The following is a 14,743-nucleotide window of genomic DNA, read 5'->3' as shown; positions in this document are numbered from 1 at the left end:
CCCCTACAACGGCTTGGTGAAGCGAAAATGGCTCTGTGAATAGCCTTCGCGCAGGTAAAAACGGTGTGCGTCGTGGCGTTGAATACTGGTAGAAAGCTCGGTCATTTCCGCACCCGCTTCACGCGCGGTAGCTTCGGCCCAGGCCAGTAGCTGGCTGCCCACTTTTAGCCCGCGTGCCTGCGGCATCACCACCAGTTCCTGGATCTCGCCGATCCAGTTGGCGTGGTGCAGGTGAAACTGCAGATGCAGACCAATCATCCCGACGACCTGTCCGTCAAGCAGCGCTAACTGATAGCTCATGTTGTGATCCCGCAGATTGGCCGCATACCCGTCGCTAAAGGCCTGATGGTCAAATTTGCCCTGCTTCAGTTCACAGACAAGCGCGTAAACCGTATCGACATCGTACAGCGTGGCGCGGCGTAATTCACAGACAGACATGTTTCTTCTCCTTGCGTCCCATCAGTGTGAGCAATGTATCGACTGACTGTAGCAAACTTCCATCGTTATTGAGCGTGTGACAATCAAACGGCGCATAGCGAGCGGCGCGTTCAAGGCGGGCGTCAATTTCTGTTGCACTCTCGCGCCCGCGTTTCTCCAGGCGCTGGCGCAGAATAGCAGGGGATACCTGTAGGCAGACAGGGAGTAGCGCTGCGCTATAACGTGCCTGCGCCTGAGGCAGATGCGCGCGGGAGCCGTTCACCACCACGTCAAATCCGGCATGCAGCCACAGGTCAATCTCTACGCCGATGCCGTAATACAGACCGTTAGCATGCCAGCTCAGGGCCAGCAGGTTCTGCCCGGCGCGGGTAAAAAATTCCTGTTCGCTCAGCGCAATATGGTTTTCGTTTCCGGCGTTGGCCGCACGGGTGATGTAACGATGTGCCACCAGCAGTTGCGCTGGTTCCTGCTGGCGGAGCTCCGCCAGCAGACTGTCCTTACCGGAGCCGGACGGCCCCATCAGCCAGATCAGTTTACCCATAGTCAGAATACCCTTTTGCCCTGACGCCAGACGTGGTCGATATGGACGTTGCCGCCTTTGCGATGCGCCAGCACCAGATCCGCGCGTTTACCTTCGGCGATGGCGCCGCGATCGTCCAGATTCAGCGCCCGTGCTGGGTTGCGGGTCACCAGGCGAATGGCCTGCGGCAGCGTAAAGCGGTTGGCGCTGTCGTCCGCCACGCGAAACGCCGCATCGAGCAGGCTGGCAGGGTAGTAATCGGAAGAGAGGATATCCAGCAGCCCTAGTTCCGCCAGCTTATGCGCCGCCACGTTGCCGGAGTGAGAGCCGCCGCGCACGATGTTAGGCGCGCCCATCAGCACGTTCATTCCGTGCTGGCGCGAGGCTTCTGCGGCTTCGAAAGTGGTGGGAAATTCGGCAATCACGCTGCCAAGTTGATGAGATTCGAGCACATGTCCGTGGGTGGCGTCGTCGTGGCTTGCCAGCGCAATCTGGCGCTCACGGCACATTTGGGCAATCGCCATGCGGTTGGGCTGTGACCAACGCGCCGCCAGGGCTAACTGTTCCTCTTCGTAGCGGGCCATTTGTTCGTCGGTGAGCGAATACTTGCCCTGGTAATACTCACGGTATTTTTCGCGGTTGGCGAACTGGCGCTGGCCCGGCGAGTGGTCCATCAGTGAAACCAGCGTCACCGGCTCGCGACCGACCAGCTTCTCAAACAGCGGCAGGGTGGTGTGATGCGGCAGTTCGCAGCGCAGATGCAGGCGGTGCTCGGCACGGTTAACGCCACGCTTCTGCGTGTCTTCCACGGCGTTGATCATCTTCTCCAGATTTTCCAGACGGTCGCCGCCGTCACGCACGTCGCCAATCGCCACCGCATCCAGCACGGTGGTAATGCCGCTGGCAACCATGAGCGCGTCGTGGCTGCTCATTGCCGAATGCGCGGGCCAGTCCACCTTCGGGCGTGGGGTAAAGAATTTGTCGAGATTATCGGTATGCAGTTCGATAAGCCCCGGTAGCAGCCAGCCGCCTTCGCCGTCCAGCGCCTCTGGTAAACGGCTCTGGTTTTCGGCAAAAGCGCGAATAATCCCGCCCTCAATTTCCAGCGATCCCTGCACCACTTCATCTTCCAGAACCAGCTTTACATTGTTGATTATCATGCTGTTGTTCCCATCAGGTGCAAACGGTCCGCTACGCGCTCGCGCACGGCCTCATCGTGAAAAATACCGACAATCGCCGCGCCGCGCGCTTTAGCTTCTTCAATCAGTGCGACGACCGCCGCGCTGTTTTTGGCGTCCAGCGAGGCGGTGGGCTCATCAAGTAATAAAATCGGGTAATCGACGATAAACCCGCGGGCGATGTTGACGCGCTGCTGTTCGCCGCCGGAAAAGGTGGACGGGGCGAGGTGCCATAGGCATTCCGGTACGTTCAGACGTTCAAGCAGGCGTGCGGCTTTGGCGGCACACTCCTCACGGGATACGCCCAGATCCAGCAGCGGCTGCATCACCACGTCCAGCGCGGAGATCCTTGGTATCACGCGCAGGAACTGGCTGACCCAGCCGATGGTTGAACGGCGGACTTCCAGCACTTTGCGCGCCGGGGCCTGCACCAGATCCACCCACTCGTCGCCGTGTTGAATATGAATATGGCCGGTGTCTGGCAGATAGTTGGCGTACAGCGAACGCAGCAGGGTGGATTTGCCGCTGCCGGAGTGGCCGTGCAGCACCACGCACTCGCCGTTTTTCACTTCCAGCGTGGTATTGTGCAGCACTGGCAGACGCACGCCGTTTTGCTGATGCAGTACAAAGGTTTTACTGACGTTTTCAACGCGAATCATGTTGGCCTCTTAGTTCTGCAGTACGGACGACACCAGCAATTGGGTATACGGATGATGCGGATCGTCGAGCACGCGGTCGGTTAATCCACTTTCCACCACCTGACCCTGTTTCATCACCAGCAAACGGTCTGCCAGCAGGCGCGCCACGCCCAAATCATGGGTGACAATCACCACCGCCAGATCCAGTTCCACCACCAGGCCGCGCAGCAGGTCCAGCAATTTGGCCTGCACCGAGACGTCCAGCCCACCGGTTGGCTCGTCCATAAACACCAGTTTGGGATGGGTGACGAGGTTGCGGGCAATCTGCAAACGTTGCTGCATGCCGCCGGAGAAGGTGGTCGGCAGGTCGTCGATGCGTGAAGCGGGAATTTCGACGTCGGTCAGCCAGCGCTGTGCGGTGGCGCGGATATCGCCATAGTGGCGCGCACCGGTCGCCATCAGGCGTTCACCGATGTTGCCGCCCGCCGAAACCTGACGGCGCAGACCGTCCATCGGGTGTTGATGTACCACGCCCCATTCGGTGCGCAGCAGGCGGCGACGGTCGGCTTCACTCATGCCGTACAGCGAACGGTTCTGATACAAAATGTCGCCAGACTGCGGCGTCAGGCGCGAGGAAATCGACTTCAGCAGCGTCGTTTTACCGGAGCCGGACTCACCGACGATGCCCAGCACTTCGCCAGGCCACAGGTCAAAAGAGACATCGCTGAAGCCTTTGCCCGGCGCGTAGAGATGGGTCAGGTTATTGACTGAAAGCAGCGGTTGCGTCATTGGCTGAGGGCCTCGCTCTGTTGGCGGCAGTAGTCGGTGTCGGAGCAGACAAACATCCGTTTGCCGCTGTCATCGAGCACCACTTCGTCGAGATAGCTGTGGGTTGAGCCGCAGATGGCGCAGGGCTCATCCCAGCTCTGCACGCTAAACGGGTGATCGTCGAAATCGAGGCTTTCGACGCGGGTGTAAGGTGGAACGGCATAGATACGTTTTTCGCGGCCTGCGCCAAACAGTTGCAGGGCGGGCATCCTGTCCATCTTCGGATTGTCGAATTTTGGGATGGGCGACGGGTCCATGACGTAGCGACCGTTGACCTTCACCGGATAGGCGTAGGTGGTGGCGATGTGGCCGAAGCGGGCGATATCCTCATACAGTTTCACCTGCATTATGCCGTACTCTTCCAGCGCGTGCATGGTGCGGGTTTCCGTTTCGCGCGGTTCGATAAAGCGCAGCGGTTCGGGGATCGGCACCTGGAAGATGATTATCTGATCTTCGGTTAGCGGCGTTTCCGGAATGCGGTGGCGGGTCTGGATAAGCGTGGCGTCTTTCGTGCGTTCGGTGGTGTCCACCTCGGTCACATGCCGGAAAAAATTGCGGATCGACACGGCGTTGGTGGTGTCATCCGCGCCCTGGTCGATCACCTTCAGCACGTCAGCCTCGCCAATTACGCTGGCGGTAAGCTGAATCCCACCGGTTCCCCAGCCGTAAGGCATCGGCATTTCACGTCCACCGAACGGCACCTGATAACCCGGAATGGCGACCGCTTTCAGCAGCGCCCGGCGGATCATGCGTTTGGTCTGCTCATCGAGATAAGCAAAGTTGTAGCCGGAAAGGTTAGCGGTCACGGACGGCCTCCTGTTGCAGGCGTTTGAGCAGTTCCAGCTCGGCCTGGAAATCGACGTAGTGGGGGAGTTTGAGGTGCGAAACAAAACCCGCCGCCTCGACGTTATCCGCATGCGCCAGCACGAACTCTTCGTCCTGCGCCGGTCCGGTGACCGTTTCATCGTATTCGGCTGCCTGTAGGGCGCGGTCTACCAGCGCCATCGCCATTGCTTTGCGTTCGCTCATGCCGAACACCAGGCCGTAGCCGCGGGTAAAATGGGGAGATTCGTTTTCCGGCGCGACAAAACCGTTGACCATTTCGCATTCAGTCATTAGCAATTCGCCGACGTTCACCGCAAATCCCAGCTCTTCCGGCACCGTCTCCAGTGCTACGTAGCCGCTGCGGATCTCGGCGGCAAACGGATGGTTGCGCCCGTAGCCACGCTGGGTGGAGTAGGCCAGCGCCAACAGATACCCTTCGTCGCCGCGCATCAGCTGTTGCAGGCGTGAGGCTCGTGAACAGGGGTAAACCGGCGGCGTGCGGGTGATGTCATCAGGCTGAGCGCCGTCGTCCTCTTCGCGCTTTGCCAGCCCCTGGTTTGCCAGCAGGGAAAAGACGTGCGGGGCGGCATCCTGCGCGTCGTCTGCGCTGCGCAGCGGCGGTGTTTCACCGTTCGCCAGCAGAGTAAAATCTAGCAGACGATGGGTGTAGTCGTAAGTTGGGCCTAATAACTGCCCGCCGGGAATGTCTTTGTAGACGGCGGAAATACGTCGTTCGAGGCGCATCTCGGCGCTGTTTACCGGTTCGCTCACCGCCACTTTTGCAAGCGTAGTGCGGTAGGCGCGTAGCAAAAAGATGGCTTCGACGTTATCGCCGCTGGCCTGCTTAAGCGCCAGTGCCGCCAGTTCGCGGTCAGCGATGCCGCCTTCGGTCATCACCCGGTCAACGGCGAGGTTCATCTGCTGTTCGATTTGCGCCACGCTCAGTTCGGCAATGTGCGCATCGCCCCGGCGTCGGTTCTCCTGCAGCGCGTGGGCGTTGACTATCGCCTTCTCGCCCCCTTTGACGGCAACGTACATCAGCACACCTCCACATGGGTGGTTCGCGGAATAGCCAGCAGCCGTTCGCCGCAGGTGAGGATCAGATCAATCCCCAACGGGAACGGATGCGGACGCTCGGTGAGTTCGTGGATCAGGCATTCCGGCAGCTGTGGCGCGATCATCCGTTCTTCGGCGATACCGGCCCCGGTCAGACGCAGCATCCGTCCGCCGCTCAAACCCGAGACCTGCACAATCAGCGTGGCGCTGGTTTCTGGCGCCACGGCGGAACCGGAAGAGAGGGCGTTAAGCTGCTCGCTGCTGATGCGTTCATCGACGACGGCAAAGGCCGCCAGCTGCGGTTGTTCGACCAGCGGCGCATTGGTGTGAAAACGCAGGTTCTGCCGGGCAATATCGTTATCCATAGTAGGGGACAGCCACACCGGCGTGTCGCCGTCGACCAGGGTCAGCAGCACGCTGGTGGTTGCCAGGCCCAGCGGCTGCCAGCCGTGTTTCAGTTGATGCAGGGTGACAATCACCCCCGGTTCGCTCATAGCCTTCAGCAGGCGACGAAAGCTCTGCTGTGCGTCCTGGACGGGTAAGTTAAAAGCTGTTTGTAAAGTCATTCGTTATCTCCGCGTACCAGCGTGAAGAAGTCGACCCGGCTGGCGTTGACTTCGGCACGGCGTGCGCTTATCAGCGCCTCGCGTTCCGCTTCCAGCGGGGCAATTAAGGTTTCCATTAAGCTCTGGAAATGCGTGTGTTCCTGTAGCAGTGCGTCAATCATTGCGCACTGCTCGGCATGGCGTTTGTTGCGTCCCAGCAGGTAGCTGTAACCCAGCGTGCCGCTTGTCAGGCGGATTACCGCGCGAGTAAGCGTGGTGTCACCGGCAAAAAAACGGTTGCCGGTGCCGCCCATGCGGGCCTGGATCTGCATCAGCCCGCTTTCCGGTGCGCGGATAAGTTCATAGCCCGGCGTCAGTTTGAGTGCGTTGATGCGGGCGTTCAGGGCATCGGCATTGCTGTAAGCCAGCGCGCGCATCCAGCGCTGGCGGGTGGCGGTATCGAAATGCATTCAGTGCTCCATAGTGAATTCAATCATGTCGGCGCGGGTCAGGCTGACGGAGTATTCCGCCGCATGTTCTTCACCTTCACGGTGGTTCAGGGTGCGCACGCACAGCAGCGGCGCCATGTTGGGGATTTCCAGTACCTTGCTCTCTTTGGCCTGCGCGCGGCGGGCGCTGATGCGCGTCTGCGTGCGCAGGAGCGTCAGACCAGACTGCTCGCGCAGATAGTCGTGCAGCGAGCCGCTGTTAAAGCCCTGCAGCAGCGGCCACAGCGTGAGGTCGGAAAAATAGTGGTCGATCTGACACAGCGCGATACCGTTTACCCGACGCAGGGTGCGCAGATGAATCACGTTATCGCCCTCTTTAATGCTGAGCGCGTCGGCAATATGGCTGGAGGCCGGGCGCAGCACCGCCAGCAGCTTTTCGCTGGTGGGATGGCTACCCTGATCCAATAAGTTCTGACTAAAACGCGCCTGGGCGTTGAGCGGGTAATCGAACGGGCGCATCAGGACCAGTACGCCGACGCCCTGGCGGCGCTGTACCCATCCGCGCTCAACCAGTTGGTCAATGGCACGGCGCAGGGTGTGGCGGTTAACATCAAAACGCGCGGCAAGCTGGTGCTCGGCGGGCAGGTAATCACCGCAGCGATAATGTTGACGAAGCTCCTGCTCAAGTCTCGCGGCAATCTCCTGATAACGCGTCGGATAACTGGTCGGATGTGTAGACAAGTGCATAGCAATCAATGCCTCGCTGATTAGATGAAGTGCTTACGCAAACGCTGGGAGAGGAAATCCAGCAGGCTGACGGTGACGATGATTAACACCATCAGGGCGCAGGTTTGCTGAAACTGAAAGCCGCGAATCGCCTCCCATAAGGTCACGCCAATGCCGCCTGCGCCCACCATGCCGACGACCGTGGCCGAGCGAACGTTGGATTCAAAGCGGTACAGCGAGTAGGAGATAAGCAGCGGCATGACCTGTGGCAGAACGCCGTACAGAATCTCTTCAATTTTGTTGGCTCCGGTGGCGCGAATACCTTCTACCGGACCCGGCTCGATGGCTTCTACCGCTTCGGACAGCAGCTTCGAGAGCACCCCGGTGGTGTGGATAAACAGCGCCATCACCCCGGCAAACGGGCCTAAACCAACGGCGACCACGAACAGCATGGCGAAGACCATTTCATTGATGGCGCGACAGGCGTCCATCAGGCGACGCATAGGCTGGTAAATCCACCACGGCACGAGGTTGTCGGCGCACATCAGACCGAAAGGAATCGACAGCACCACGGCGAGGGCGGTCCCCCAGACGGCGATTTGCAGCGTGACGGCCATTTCACTGAGATAGTCCTGCCACTGGCTGAAGTCCGGCGGGAAGAAGTCGGCGGCGAAGGTCGCCATATTGCCGGAATCCTCGATCAGCGTGAGCGGGGCCATTTCGGCACCTTTCCACGAGACCACCAGCACGGCGAGAAGAATGGCCCAGCTCAGCAGCGAGAACCAGCTACGTTTGGGCGGGGCAACGGTGATGGTTTGCATGTTTGGCTCCGTGCGTAGGTTATTGCCGGATGACAGCGCTTGCGCCTTATCCGGCCTACAAATTACTGCACCGCTTTGGTGACGCTGGTCATGGCACCCAGTGCGGCGGTCAGGCGGTCGAGATCATCGAGCTGTGCTTTCAGCGCCGAGGTTTTGCTGGTCTTCTCTTCCTCGTTCAGCCCTTTGTTGTCCTTCACGCCCTGCATCTCTTTAAACAGCGCCAGTTGACGAATTGGCACCAGTTGCAGATCGCTGGACGCGCGGAACGGTGCCCAGCCCAGGCGTTCCAGCGTGGCTTTCTGTTCCGGCGTTTTGCCGTAGTTCATGAAGAAGTCGTACACCTTGTCCTTGGTGGTTTCTGAGAGGTTTTTGCGCCAGACGATCGGATCGCCCGGGATCAGCGGCGACTTCCAGATAACCTTCAATTCTTTCAGTTTGTCCGGTGCGGAGGTTTTCAGCTTGTCGAGGTTTTCAGTGTTGTTGGTGGCGACATCGACCTGCTTGTTAGCGACGGCCAGGGCGTTGGTTTCGTGCCCGGCGTTAACGGTGCGTTTGAAGTCGCTGGCAGAAATATTGTTTTTCGCGAAGACGTAGTAACCGGGGACGAGGTAGCCAGAGGTGGAGTTGGGATCGCCGTTGCCGAAGGTGAGATCCTTACGTTTGGCGATTAGATCGTTCAGGTTATTGATCGGACTGTCTTTGTTAACGATCAACACGCTCCAGTAACCCGGGGATCCGTCGGCGGCGACGGTCTGGGCAAACACCTGTCCGTTGGCGCGATCCACCGCTTCCATTGCCGAGAGGTTGCCATACCAGGCGATATCGACTTTATTAAAGCGCATCCCCTGGATGATCCCGGCGTAGTCCGGGGCGAAGAAGGCGTTTACTTTCACACCCAACGACTTTTCCATGTCCTTCAGGAACGGTTCCCACTGCGGCTTCAGGTTTTGCTGTGATTCGGTCGAAATAATGCCAAAGTTCAGCGTTTTTTCCTGCTCTTCGGCAAATGCTGGACTGAGCAGAGTACTGACGCTGAACATGCTGGTGAATGCCAGCGCGGCAACGGCCTTGTAATTCATGTTTATTCCTCAGTTCGGACAAAGTTAAGCAGCCTGCGCGTTCTGGTCGACGCGGTTCATGCTGCGGTAGAGATGGTCAAATCGATCGTTATCAAACTGCTGGCTGCTGCCGTCAAAGAAGACGTTGCCCTGGCGCAGCGCGACAATGCGTTCGCAGTAGCGCAGGGCGTAATCCACCTGATGCAGCGTGATGACCACGGTGATGCCATCGGTCTGGTTAATGTCGCGCAGGGTGTCCATCACGATGCGCGCGGATTCCGGGTCCAGCGAGGCAATTGGCTCGTCGGCGAGGATCACTTTGGCCTGCTGCATCAGGGCGCGGGCGATGGCCACACGCTGCTGTTGCCCGCCCGAAAGTGTGGAAACGCGCTGATGGGCAAAGTGCGCCATGCCGACGCGGGCCAGCGCCTGTAACGCGCGTTGTTTCTGCTCTGGCGTAAACCAGCTAAAACAGGTGCGCCAGAACGGCGTGCTGCCGAGCGCGCCAATCAGCACGTTCTCCAGCACCGTCAGACGGTTCACCAGATTGAACTGCTGGAAGATGTAGCCGGTGTGGGCGCGGCTTTTGCGGATGTCGCGCGCCAGTCGGCCTTCGCGCTGCACCGTGCGGCCTAATAACTCGACGTGGCTACCCGGCGATTTATCACCGGTAATCAAGCCGCTTAAATGACGTAAAAGGGTGGATTTGCCGGAGCCTGACGGCCCAAGCAGAGCCACCATCTCACCGGAACGGATGGTCAGATCAACCGCATTCAGCGCCTGATGCTGATTGAAGGATTTGCTGAGTTTCTCGACGCGAATAACCGTTTGCATGATGCGGCCTCCCTAAAAAAGTGGCCCCATCGTGACGGAACAATGTGACGTTTTCGTTAAGGGATGGTTACTCGAAGATGAAGAGTTGAGCGAGATTTGATGACAGTACGGGAGGGCAAGCCTCCCGTGGGATTATTCAGTAGGCGGCTGCTGCTGTTTGACGACGTTGATCATCCACGGCACACCGTACTGATCGGTGACCTTACCGAAACCGTGCGCCCAGAACGTTTCCTGCCAGTCCATTTCGATTGTTCCGTTTGCCGCCAGGTTATCAAACCAGCGCTTCCCTTCGCTGACATCCTGGGTGTCGAGTACCAGCGTGAAGCCAGAATAGTGGGCTTTTCCCGTCGCGACGCCGTCGCTCATCATGATGTCGCTGCCCGCAACGCGCAGGTTGGCGTGGGCGATGGCGGTATCGGGGAATTTCATTCCGGAAGGGCAACCCTCCTCGCTGTCCTGCGCCGATTTGGGCATTTCACCGAAGTTGATTTTGTAGAGCAGTTCAGCGCCCAGCGTTTGTTGGTAGTAAGCGATGGCGTCAGCGCAGTTGCCTGCAAAGGAGATGTAGGGACTTAACGGCATGATCTTAACCTCAGAATAAGATAAGAGAAGCCAGTTAAGTGTAGTTCGAAATTTGTACAGCATGCCCGGTAAGCACAATGCCACCGGGCAAGTTGAATCAGTTCTTTTTCACAAACTCGGATTTCAGCTTCATCGGGCCGAATCCATCAATCTTGCAATCGATGTTGTGGTCGCCTTCAACCAGACGGATATTCTTCACTTTGGTCCCGATCTTCAGCATCGAAGAGCTGCCTTTGACCTTCAGATCTTTTACGACGGTTACGCTGTCGCCGTCGGCCAGCAGGTTGCCGTTGGCATCTTTCACAATCAGTTCGTCGCTGTCATGAGCCGGTTCAGCATCGTTCCATTCGTGAGCGCATTCCGGGCAGATGAACATGCCGTTATCTTCGTAAGTGTATTCGGAGTTGCATTGTGGGCAGTGTGGTAATGACATGTGGATTTCCTCAAGAGTCAGCAGGGGCAAAAGCGCCCAAAAAATGGCAGATTGCCGAAAAAGGCCGCAATTATACATAAAATCCCTGCGGTTGTCGGGACTACTGTCCGACTTAGCACAAAGGCATGGCGCATATAAAGGTCGCAATACCTGTGGTTTCCCGTAGCTGCAATTCTGGCAGATTATTTTTTAAGGGAAATTGCTACGTTTTGTTATTTAAGTTAAGGTGAGGCGAACCACCTGATATCTATAGGTAACATGACTCGTAGTCAGGCATAGTTATTGTGAGTGGATATCTCATTACCCCTTAATTTAGGTAGGGGAATTAAACTGGCATTTTTTAAAACTGAACTACTCTGTTTATCTTTCTTACTTATTACAGTAAGGGAGAGGTATCAGGCTAGCGGTTATACAACAAAGATTAATTTAATAATATCAATTAGTTGTTTTGATTCTAATTATTTCCACACGTAATTATAAAAGCCGAAAATCCATAAATAAAAAGATTTGGCTAAATAAAAGTTAGGTTATTTGCGTTAAGGAAAGATTTTCCATGTACACACAGACAATATATGAATTAAGTCAGGAAGCTGAACGCTTGCTGATGCTCTCTCTTGACCATCTCAGGCAGTTGCAAAAATTGCCGACGACCTCGTTGGATGATGTCGCGCTGAAAAAAGGTGAGCATAGCGGGCAGGTACAGCCCCTGCATTTCAGCGCGCGTGGCATGGATGTCCAGCAAGCAACGCTCAATAATGAGCTACGTAAGATCACCCGCCTGGAGATGGTGCTGGCTATCGTTGGCACTATGAAGGCGGGAAAATCGACGACGATTAATGCGATTGTCGGGACGGAAGTTTTACCCAATCGTAATCGGCCAATGACGGCCCTGCCGACGCTGATTCGCCATACGCCAGGCCAGAAAGAACCGGTGCTGCATTTTTCTCATGTTGCGCCGATTGATACCTTAATGAATATCTTGCAGCAGCGCGTGCGGGGTTGCGATCGCCAGGCTCTTACCCATGAGCTGGAAATTGATAAGGATATGAATACGCTGCTGCTGCGAATTGAAAACGGCGTGGCGTTTGAACGGAATTATTTAGGTGCAGAACCTATTTTCCAGTGTCTTAAGAGTTTGAACGATCTGGTGCGTCTGTCAAAAGCGCTGGAAGTCGATTTTCCTTTTTCTGCTTACGCCGCGATAGAGAATATTCCGGTTATTGAGGTTGAGTTTGTGCATCTGGCCGGGCAGGCAAGCTATCCGGGGCAATTGACCCTGTTGGATACGCCGGGGCCAAATGAAGCCGGACAGCCGCACTTACAAAAGATGTTGAATGAACAGCTGGCGCGGGCTTCTGCAGTACTGGCGGTGATGGACTACACCCAGTTGAAGTCGATTTCGGATGAGGAAGTGCGTCAGGCGATTACCGCGGTGGGCAAATCGGTGCCGCTGTATGCCCTGGTGAATAAATTCGATCAGAAAGACCGCAATAGCGATGATGAAGAGCAGGTGCGGGCATTAATTTCCGGCACGTTGATGAAGGGCGGTATTACGCCTGAGCGCATTTATCCGGTTTCTTCAATGTGGGGGTATCTGGCGAACCGCGCGCGTCATGAACTGATGACGCACGGGCGGTTGCCGGATCACCAGAAACAACGTTGGGTACAGGATTTTGCCGAAGCCGCGCTCGGTAGGCGCTGGTGCACTGCCGATCTGGATGATACCGAGCATATTCGGCATGCCGCCGATCTACTCTGGGAAGACTCGCTGTTTGAGCAGCCGATTCAGAATGTGATTCATGCCGCCTACGCCAATGCCTCGCTCTATGCACTGCGTTCCGCGTCACATAAGTTGTTGAACTATGCCCAAAGCGCGCACGAATACCTTGAGTTTCGCTATCACGGGTTAACCGTCGCTTATGACAAGCTGCGGCTGAACATCAGCCATATTGAAGACGATATGCAGCAGATCCAGGTCGGCCAGGAGCAGGTGAGCGATGAGGTTAAACACGAAGTTGATCTGGCTCTGGAAGCGACCACCGCGTTTCTCAATCAGCAGCAGACAGAGATCTTATGCAGTATCAATACGCTCTTTGAAAAAGAAAGCGTGCTGAGGATGTCACAACACGGCATGGGGGCGGCCATTACGGCGGCGGAAATAGCCGGAGAAATGCTGGTATTGCATGATGAAGGACAAGCGAAAATTGTCTTAGATAAAATTCGCTCGTCCTGTGAAGTCGTCCTGCTGGCGGCGCAGGAGAGTATCAGCCGTGATTTAGCGCTGCGTTTTGAGCAACTCGAGTCGACGTTGTCACGGGCGTTGAATGACGCCATTCGGCCCATTGAGCTGCGGGTGAAAGAGGAGTTGAGCCATGCCGGGTTTCGCGCACGGATCCGCTTTCCGGCGTTTCATTCGGCGATGTTTAACTTCAACACCCGTCAGTTGTTTAACGAAGCGATTGAACAGGATACGCCGTTGGATGAAGCGACATCCCCTGCGGGCGGGGTACGGGATACGTTCTCGCGTTGGCTAAACCAGCCGAACTGGGGATGGAATGATTATGCCGCCACGAAAACGCGTTACCTCATTGATATCAACGTCCTGCACAACAGCCTTGTGCAGTATGTCACCCTGTTTTGCCAACAAATTCGTAAAGCTTTAGCGGCGCAGGTCGATATTTCCGTTACGGCAGGCATGGCGACGTTTTTTGCGGATTTCTCACTGTGCCTGGCGCAATTGCAGACGAGCCTGCGTGAGAGCCTGATCCTGCGCCAGCAAAACGAATCTGCCGTGACCGCATTGAGTGAACAATTGCAGCACCGTATTGCGATCGCGTCATGGATTTATGAAGACTCCCGCTTGCTACGTGACGATATTCACACTCTTTTTGCAGCTGAGCATACATGACTAACGTGTTACTGGAAGGCCCCGGGCGGACGCTGGAGTGCGTCTACCCGAAGTTTATGGTCGATCTGGTTCAGGGAGATGAAACCAAACGTTCCGGCAGTTTTCTGCAACAGCAGCGGCTGCTGCGTGCGCGCCTGACGCAGGAAGTGTTATCCCAGACGCAACTGCGCGCATGGGTGATGGCGGGCGTCTCCAGCGAAAATCTGATGATGCGCCTGAAGCTGGTGGAGAAACTGGCGGGCATGATCGATCCGGGGCATCTGGCGTTGGTGCGTATTGCCGAACGACTGATGTTTTTGCAAGAGTCGGAACGTCCGCGCGGGCAATCCACGCCCGGTATTATGCAGCAGATCAATGCGCTCTCTGGCTGGTTCAGCCAACGCAGTGCCTATAAAGAGAAGGCGCTGACGCAGCGCGGGCTGACCGTGCAGGCAGGCGCACACAGCGAACAAATTTTTACCCGCTGGCGGGCAGGTGCCTATGATGACTGGTCGCTGCCGGGGCGCTGTTTTGTTGCGCTGGAGGAACTGCGCTGGGGGGCGTTTGGTGATGCCTGTCGGCTGGGCAATGCCGACGTGGTGTCGATGCTCAAAGATAATCTCCGCACGATGGCGGCCCAGGCACTGGCGTACAGTGTGAATGCCGCGCCCACTACGCGTCATTATTATCATCATTGGCTTAATTCACCTGCTGTTGGCGGTTCGGGCGAGCACAACGATATGCTGAGTTGGCTTGGCGACTGGTGTGATGCGCAGCGGCATCCGGTGAGCTGGTCGGTTACACAACGGTGGCAAAATGTGGCGCTGGGGATGCCGAGGCTGTGTTCGGCGAAGCGGCTGGTGGATGCGATGGTGGAAGAGATTTTTGCACCGTCCCCTCTCAGGGGCTGAGAAGGGACGGTGCG

Annotated in this window: 17 protein-coding genes; 2 read left to right on the top strand and 15 right to left on the bottom strand. The window is 56.9% G+C overall.

Annotation, left to right across the window (positions count from 1 at the left end; genetic code table 11):
* Positions 1 to 3: 3 nt before the first annotated feature.
* From phnO to JQ822_RS21300, 15 genes are all read right to left on the bottom strand, one after another.
* Entirely contained in the window at positions 4 to 438 is a 435-nt protein-coding gene (gene phnO, locus JQ822_RS21370) for an aminoalkylphosphonate N-acetyltransferase (protein ID WP_213135146.1), read from the bottom strand.
* Positions 425 to 979, bottom strand: a complete 555-nt coding sequence (gene phnN, locus JQ822_RS21365; protein ID WP_213135145.1) for a ribose 1,5-bisphosphokinase — start codon at positions 977 to 979, stop codon at positions 425 to 427. The genes phnO and phnN overlap by 14 nt, the downstream gene beginning before the upstream one ends.
* A gap of 2 nt (positions 980 to 981) precedes the next feature.
* On the bottom strand, positions 982 to 2,118 hold the full coding sequence (gene phnM / locus JQ822_RS21360) for an alpha-D-ribose 1-methylphosphonate 5-triphosphate diphosphatase (protein WP_213135144.1): 1,137 nt from the start codon (positions 2,116 to 2,118) through the stop codon (positions 982 to 984).
* Positions 2,115 to 2,795 (bottom strand): phosphonate C-P lyase system protein PhnL, encoded by a 681-nt coding sequence (gene phnL / locus JQ822_RS21355; RefSeq protein WP_213135143.1) that lies wholly within the window; start codon positions 2,793 to 2,795, stop codon positions 2,115 to 2,117. The genes phnM and phnL overlap by 4 nt, the downstream gene beginning before the upstream one ends.
* 9 nt (positions 2,796 to 2,804) lie before the next feature.
* Complete coding sequence (phnK, locus tag JQ822_RS21350) at positions 2,805 to 3,563, bottom strand: phosphonate C-P lyase system protein PhnK (protein ID WP_213135142.1); 759 nt, start codon at positions 3,561 to 3,563, stop codon at positions 2,805 to 2,807.
* Positions 3,560 to 4,351 (bottom strand): alpha-D-ribose 1-methylphosphonate 5-phosphate C-P-lyase PhnJ, encoded by a 792-nt coding sequence (locus JQ822_RS21345; protein WP_244849068.1) that lies wholly within the window; start codon positions 4,349 to 4,351, stop codon positions 3,560 to 3,562. Before JQ822_RS21345 ends, phnK begins: the two co-directional genes overlap by 4 nt.
* Positions 4,352 to 4,397: 46 nt before the next feature.
* Positions 4,398 to 5,465, bottom strand: a complete 1,068-nt coding sequence (locus tag JQ822_RS21340) for a carbon-phosphorus lyase complex subunit PhnI (RefSeq protein WP_213135140.1) — start codon at positions 5,463 to 5,465, stop codon at positions 4,398 to 4,400.
* Positions 5,465 to 6,049: a phosphonate C-P lyase system protein PhnH gene (phnH, locus tag JQ822_RS21335; protein WP_213135139.1), complete on the bottom strand. Its 585-nt coding sequence runs from the start codon at positions 6,047 to 6,049 to the stop codon at positions 5,465 to 5,467. The genes JQ822_RS21340 and phnH overlap by 1 nt, the downstream gene beginning before the upstream one ends.
* Positions 6,046 to 6,498: a phosphonate C-P lyase system protein PhnG gene (phnG, locus tag JQ822_RS21330; protein ID WP_213135138.1), complete on the bottom strand. Its 453-nt coding sequence runs from the start codon at positions 6,496 to 6,498 to the stop codon at positions 6,046 to 6,048. Before phnG ends, phnH begins: the two co-directional genes overlap by 4 nt.
* Positions 6,499 to 7,224, bottom strand: coding sequence for a phosphonate metabolism transcriptional regulator PhnF (gene phnF, locus JQ822_RS21325; protein ID WP_213135137.1), 726 nt, complete (start codon positions 7,222 to 7,224; stop codon positions 6,499 to 6,501).
* Positions 7,225 to 7,244: 20 nt separating this feature from the next.
* Positions 7,245 to 8,024: a phosphonate ABC transporter, permease protein PhnE gene (gene phnE, locus JQ822_RS21320; protein WP_135323480.1), complete on the bottom strand. Its 780-nt coding sequence runs from the start codon at positions 8,022 to 8,024 to the stop codon at positions 7,245 to 7,247.
* Positions 8,025 to 8,086: 62 nt separating this feature from the next.
* A complete protein-coding gene (gene phnD, locus JQ822_RS21315; protein WP_213135136.1) occupies positions 8,087 to 9,103 on the bottom strand; it encodes a phosphonate ABC transporter substrate-binding protein in 1,017 nt (338 codons plus the stop codon).
* Between the two features lie 24 nt (positions 9,104 to 9,127).
* Entirely contained in the window at positions 9,128 to 9,916 is a 789-nt protein-coding gene (gene phnC, locus JQ822_RS21310; RefSeq protein WP_213135135.1) for a phosphonate ABC transporter ATP-binding protein, read from the bottom strand.
* Between the two features lie 132 nt (positions 9,917 to 10,048).
* On the bottom strand, positions 10,049 to 10,498 hold the full coding sequence (gene yjdN / locus JQ822_RS21305; protein ID WP_213135134.1) for a VOC family metalloprotein YjdN: 450 nt from the start codon (positions 10,496 to 10,498) through the stop codon (positions 10,049 to 10,051).
* Between the two features lie 97 nt (positions 10,499 to 10,595).
* Entirely contained in the window at positions 10,596 to 10,931 is a 336-nt protein-coding gene (locus JQ822_RS21300) for a zinc ribbon domain-containing protein YjdM (protein ID WP_096758651.1), read from the bottom strand.
* 553 nt (positions 10,932 to 11,484) lie between these two features.
* Here JQ822_RS21300 and crfC point away from each other — a divergent pair.
* Positions 11,485 to 13,839 (top strand): clamp-binding protein CrfC, encoded by a 2,355-nt coding sequence (gene crfC / locus JQ822_RS21295; RefSeq protein WP_213135133.1) that lies wholly within the window; start codon positions 11,485 to 11,487, stop codon positions 13,837 to 13,839.
* Positions 13,836 to 14,729, top strand: coding sequence for a diguanylate cyclase regulator RdcB family protein (locus JQ822_RS21290; RefSeq protein ID WP_213135132.1), 894 nt, complete (start codon positions 13,836 to 13,838; stop codon positions 14,727 to 14,729). The genes crfC and JQ822_RS21290 overlap by 4 nt, the downstream gene beginning before the upstream one ends.
* Positions 14,730 to 14,743 lie beyond the last annotated feature (14 nt).

The organism is Citrobacter sp. FP75 (assembly GCF_018342065.1).
Taxonomy (GTDB): domain Bacteria; phylum Pseudomonadota; class Gammaproteobacteria; order Enterobacterales; family Enterobacteriaceae; genus Citrobacter.
Note: the sequence above shows the minus strand (reverse complement) of the source record. Positions and strands in the feature narration are given on the sequence as shown.

What these genes read in the sequence shown, in the direction of transcription:
- phnO (WP_213135146.1), bottom strand. Translation starts at nt 438, where the DNA reads ATGTCTGTCTGTGAATTACGCCGCGCCACGCTGTACGATGTCGATACG.
- phnN (WP_213135145.1), bottom strand. Translation starts at nt 979, where the DNA reads ATGGGTAAACTGATCTGGCTGATGGGGCCGTCCGGCTCCGGTAAGGAC.
- phnM (WP_213135144.1), bottom strand. Translation starts at nt 2,118, where the DNA reads ATGATAATCAACAATGTAAAGCTGGTTCTGGAAGATGAAGTGGTGCAG.
- phnL (WP_213135143.1), bottom strand. Translation starts at nt 2,795, where the DNA reads ATGATTCGCGTTGAAAACGTCAGTAAAACCTTTGTACTGCATCAGCAA.
- phnK (WP_213135142.1), bottom strand. Translation starts at nt 3,563, where the DNA reads ATGACGCAACCGCTGCTTTCAGTCAATAACCTGACCCATCTCTACGCG.
- JQ822_RS21345 (WP_244849068.1), bottom strand. Translation starts at nt 4,351, where the DNA reads ATGATCCGCCGGGCGCTGCTGAAAGCGGTCGCCATTCCGGGTTATCAG.
- JQ822_RS21340 (WP_213135140.1), bottom strand. Translation starts at nt 5,465, where the DNA reads ATGTACGTTGCCGTCAAAGGGGGCGAGAAGGCGATAGTCAACGCCCAC.
- phnH (WP_213135139.1), bottom strand. Translation starts at nt 6,049, where the DNA reads ATGACTTTACAAACAGCTTTTAACTTACCCGTCCAGGACGCACAGCAG.
- phnG (WP_213135138.1), bottom strand. Translation starts at nt 6,498, where the DNA reads ATGCATTTCGATACCGCCACCCGCCAGCGCTGGATGCGCGCGCTGGCT.
- phnF (WP_213135137.1), bottom strand. Translation starts at nt 7,224, where the DNA reads ATGCACTTGTCTACACATCCGACCAGTTATCCGACGCGTTATCAGGAG.
- phnE (WP_135323480.1), bottom strand. Translation starts at nt 8,024, where the DNA reads ATGCAAACCATCACCGTTGCCCCGCCCAAACGTAGCTGGTTCTCGCTG.
- phnD (WP_213135136.1), bottom strand. Translation starts at nt 9,103, where the DNA reads ATGAATTACAAGGCCGTTGCCGCGCTGGCATTCACCAGCATGTTCAGC.
- phnC (WP_213135135.1), bottom strand. Translation starts at nt 9,916, where the DNA reads ATGCAAACGGTTATTCGCGTCGAGAAACTCAGCAAATCCTTCAATCAG.
- yjdN (WP_213135134.1), bottom strand. Translation starts at nt 10,498, where the DNA reads ATGCCGTTAAGTCCCTACATCTCCTTTGCAGGCAACTGCGCTGACGCC.
- JQ822_RS21300 (WP_096758651.1), bottom strand. Translation starts at nt 10,931, where the DNA reads ATGTCATTACCACACTGCCCACAATGCAACTCCGAATACACTTACGAA.
- crfC (WP_213135133.1), top strand. Translation starts at nt 11,485, where the DNA reads ATGTACACACAGACAATATATGAATTAAGTCAGGAAGCTGAACGCTTG.
- JQ822_RS21290 (WP_213135132.1), top strand. Translation starts at nt 13,836, where the DNA reads ATGACTAACGTGTTACTGGAAGGCCCCGGGCGGACGCTGGAGTGCGTC.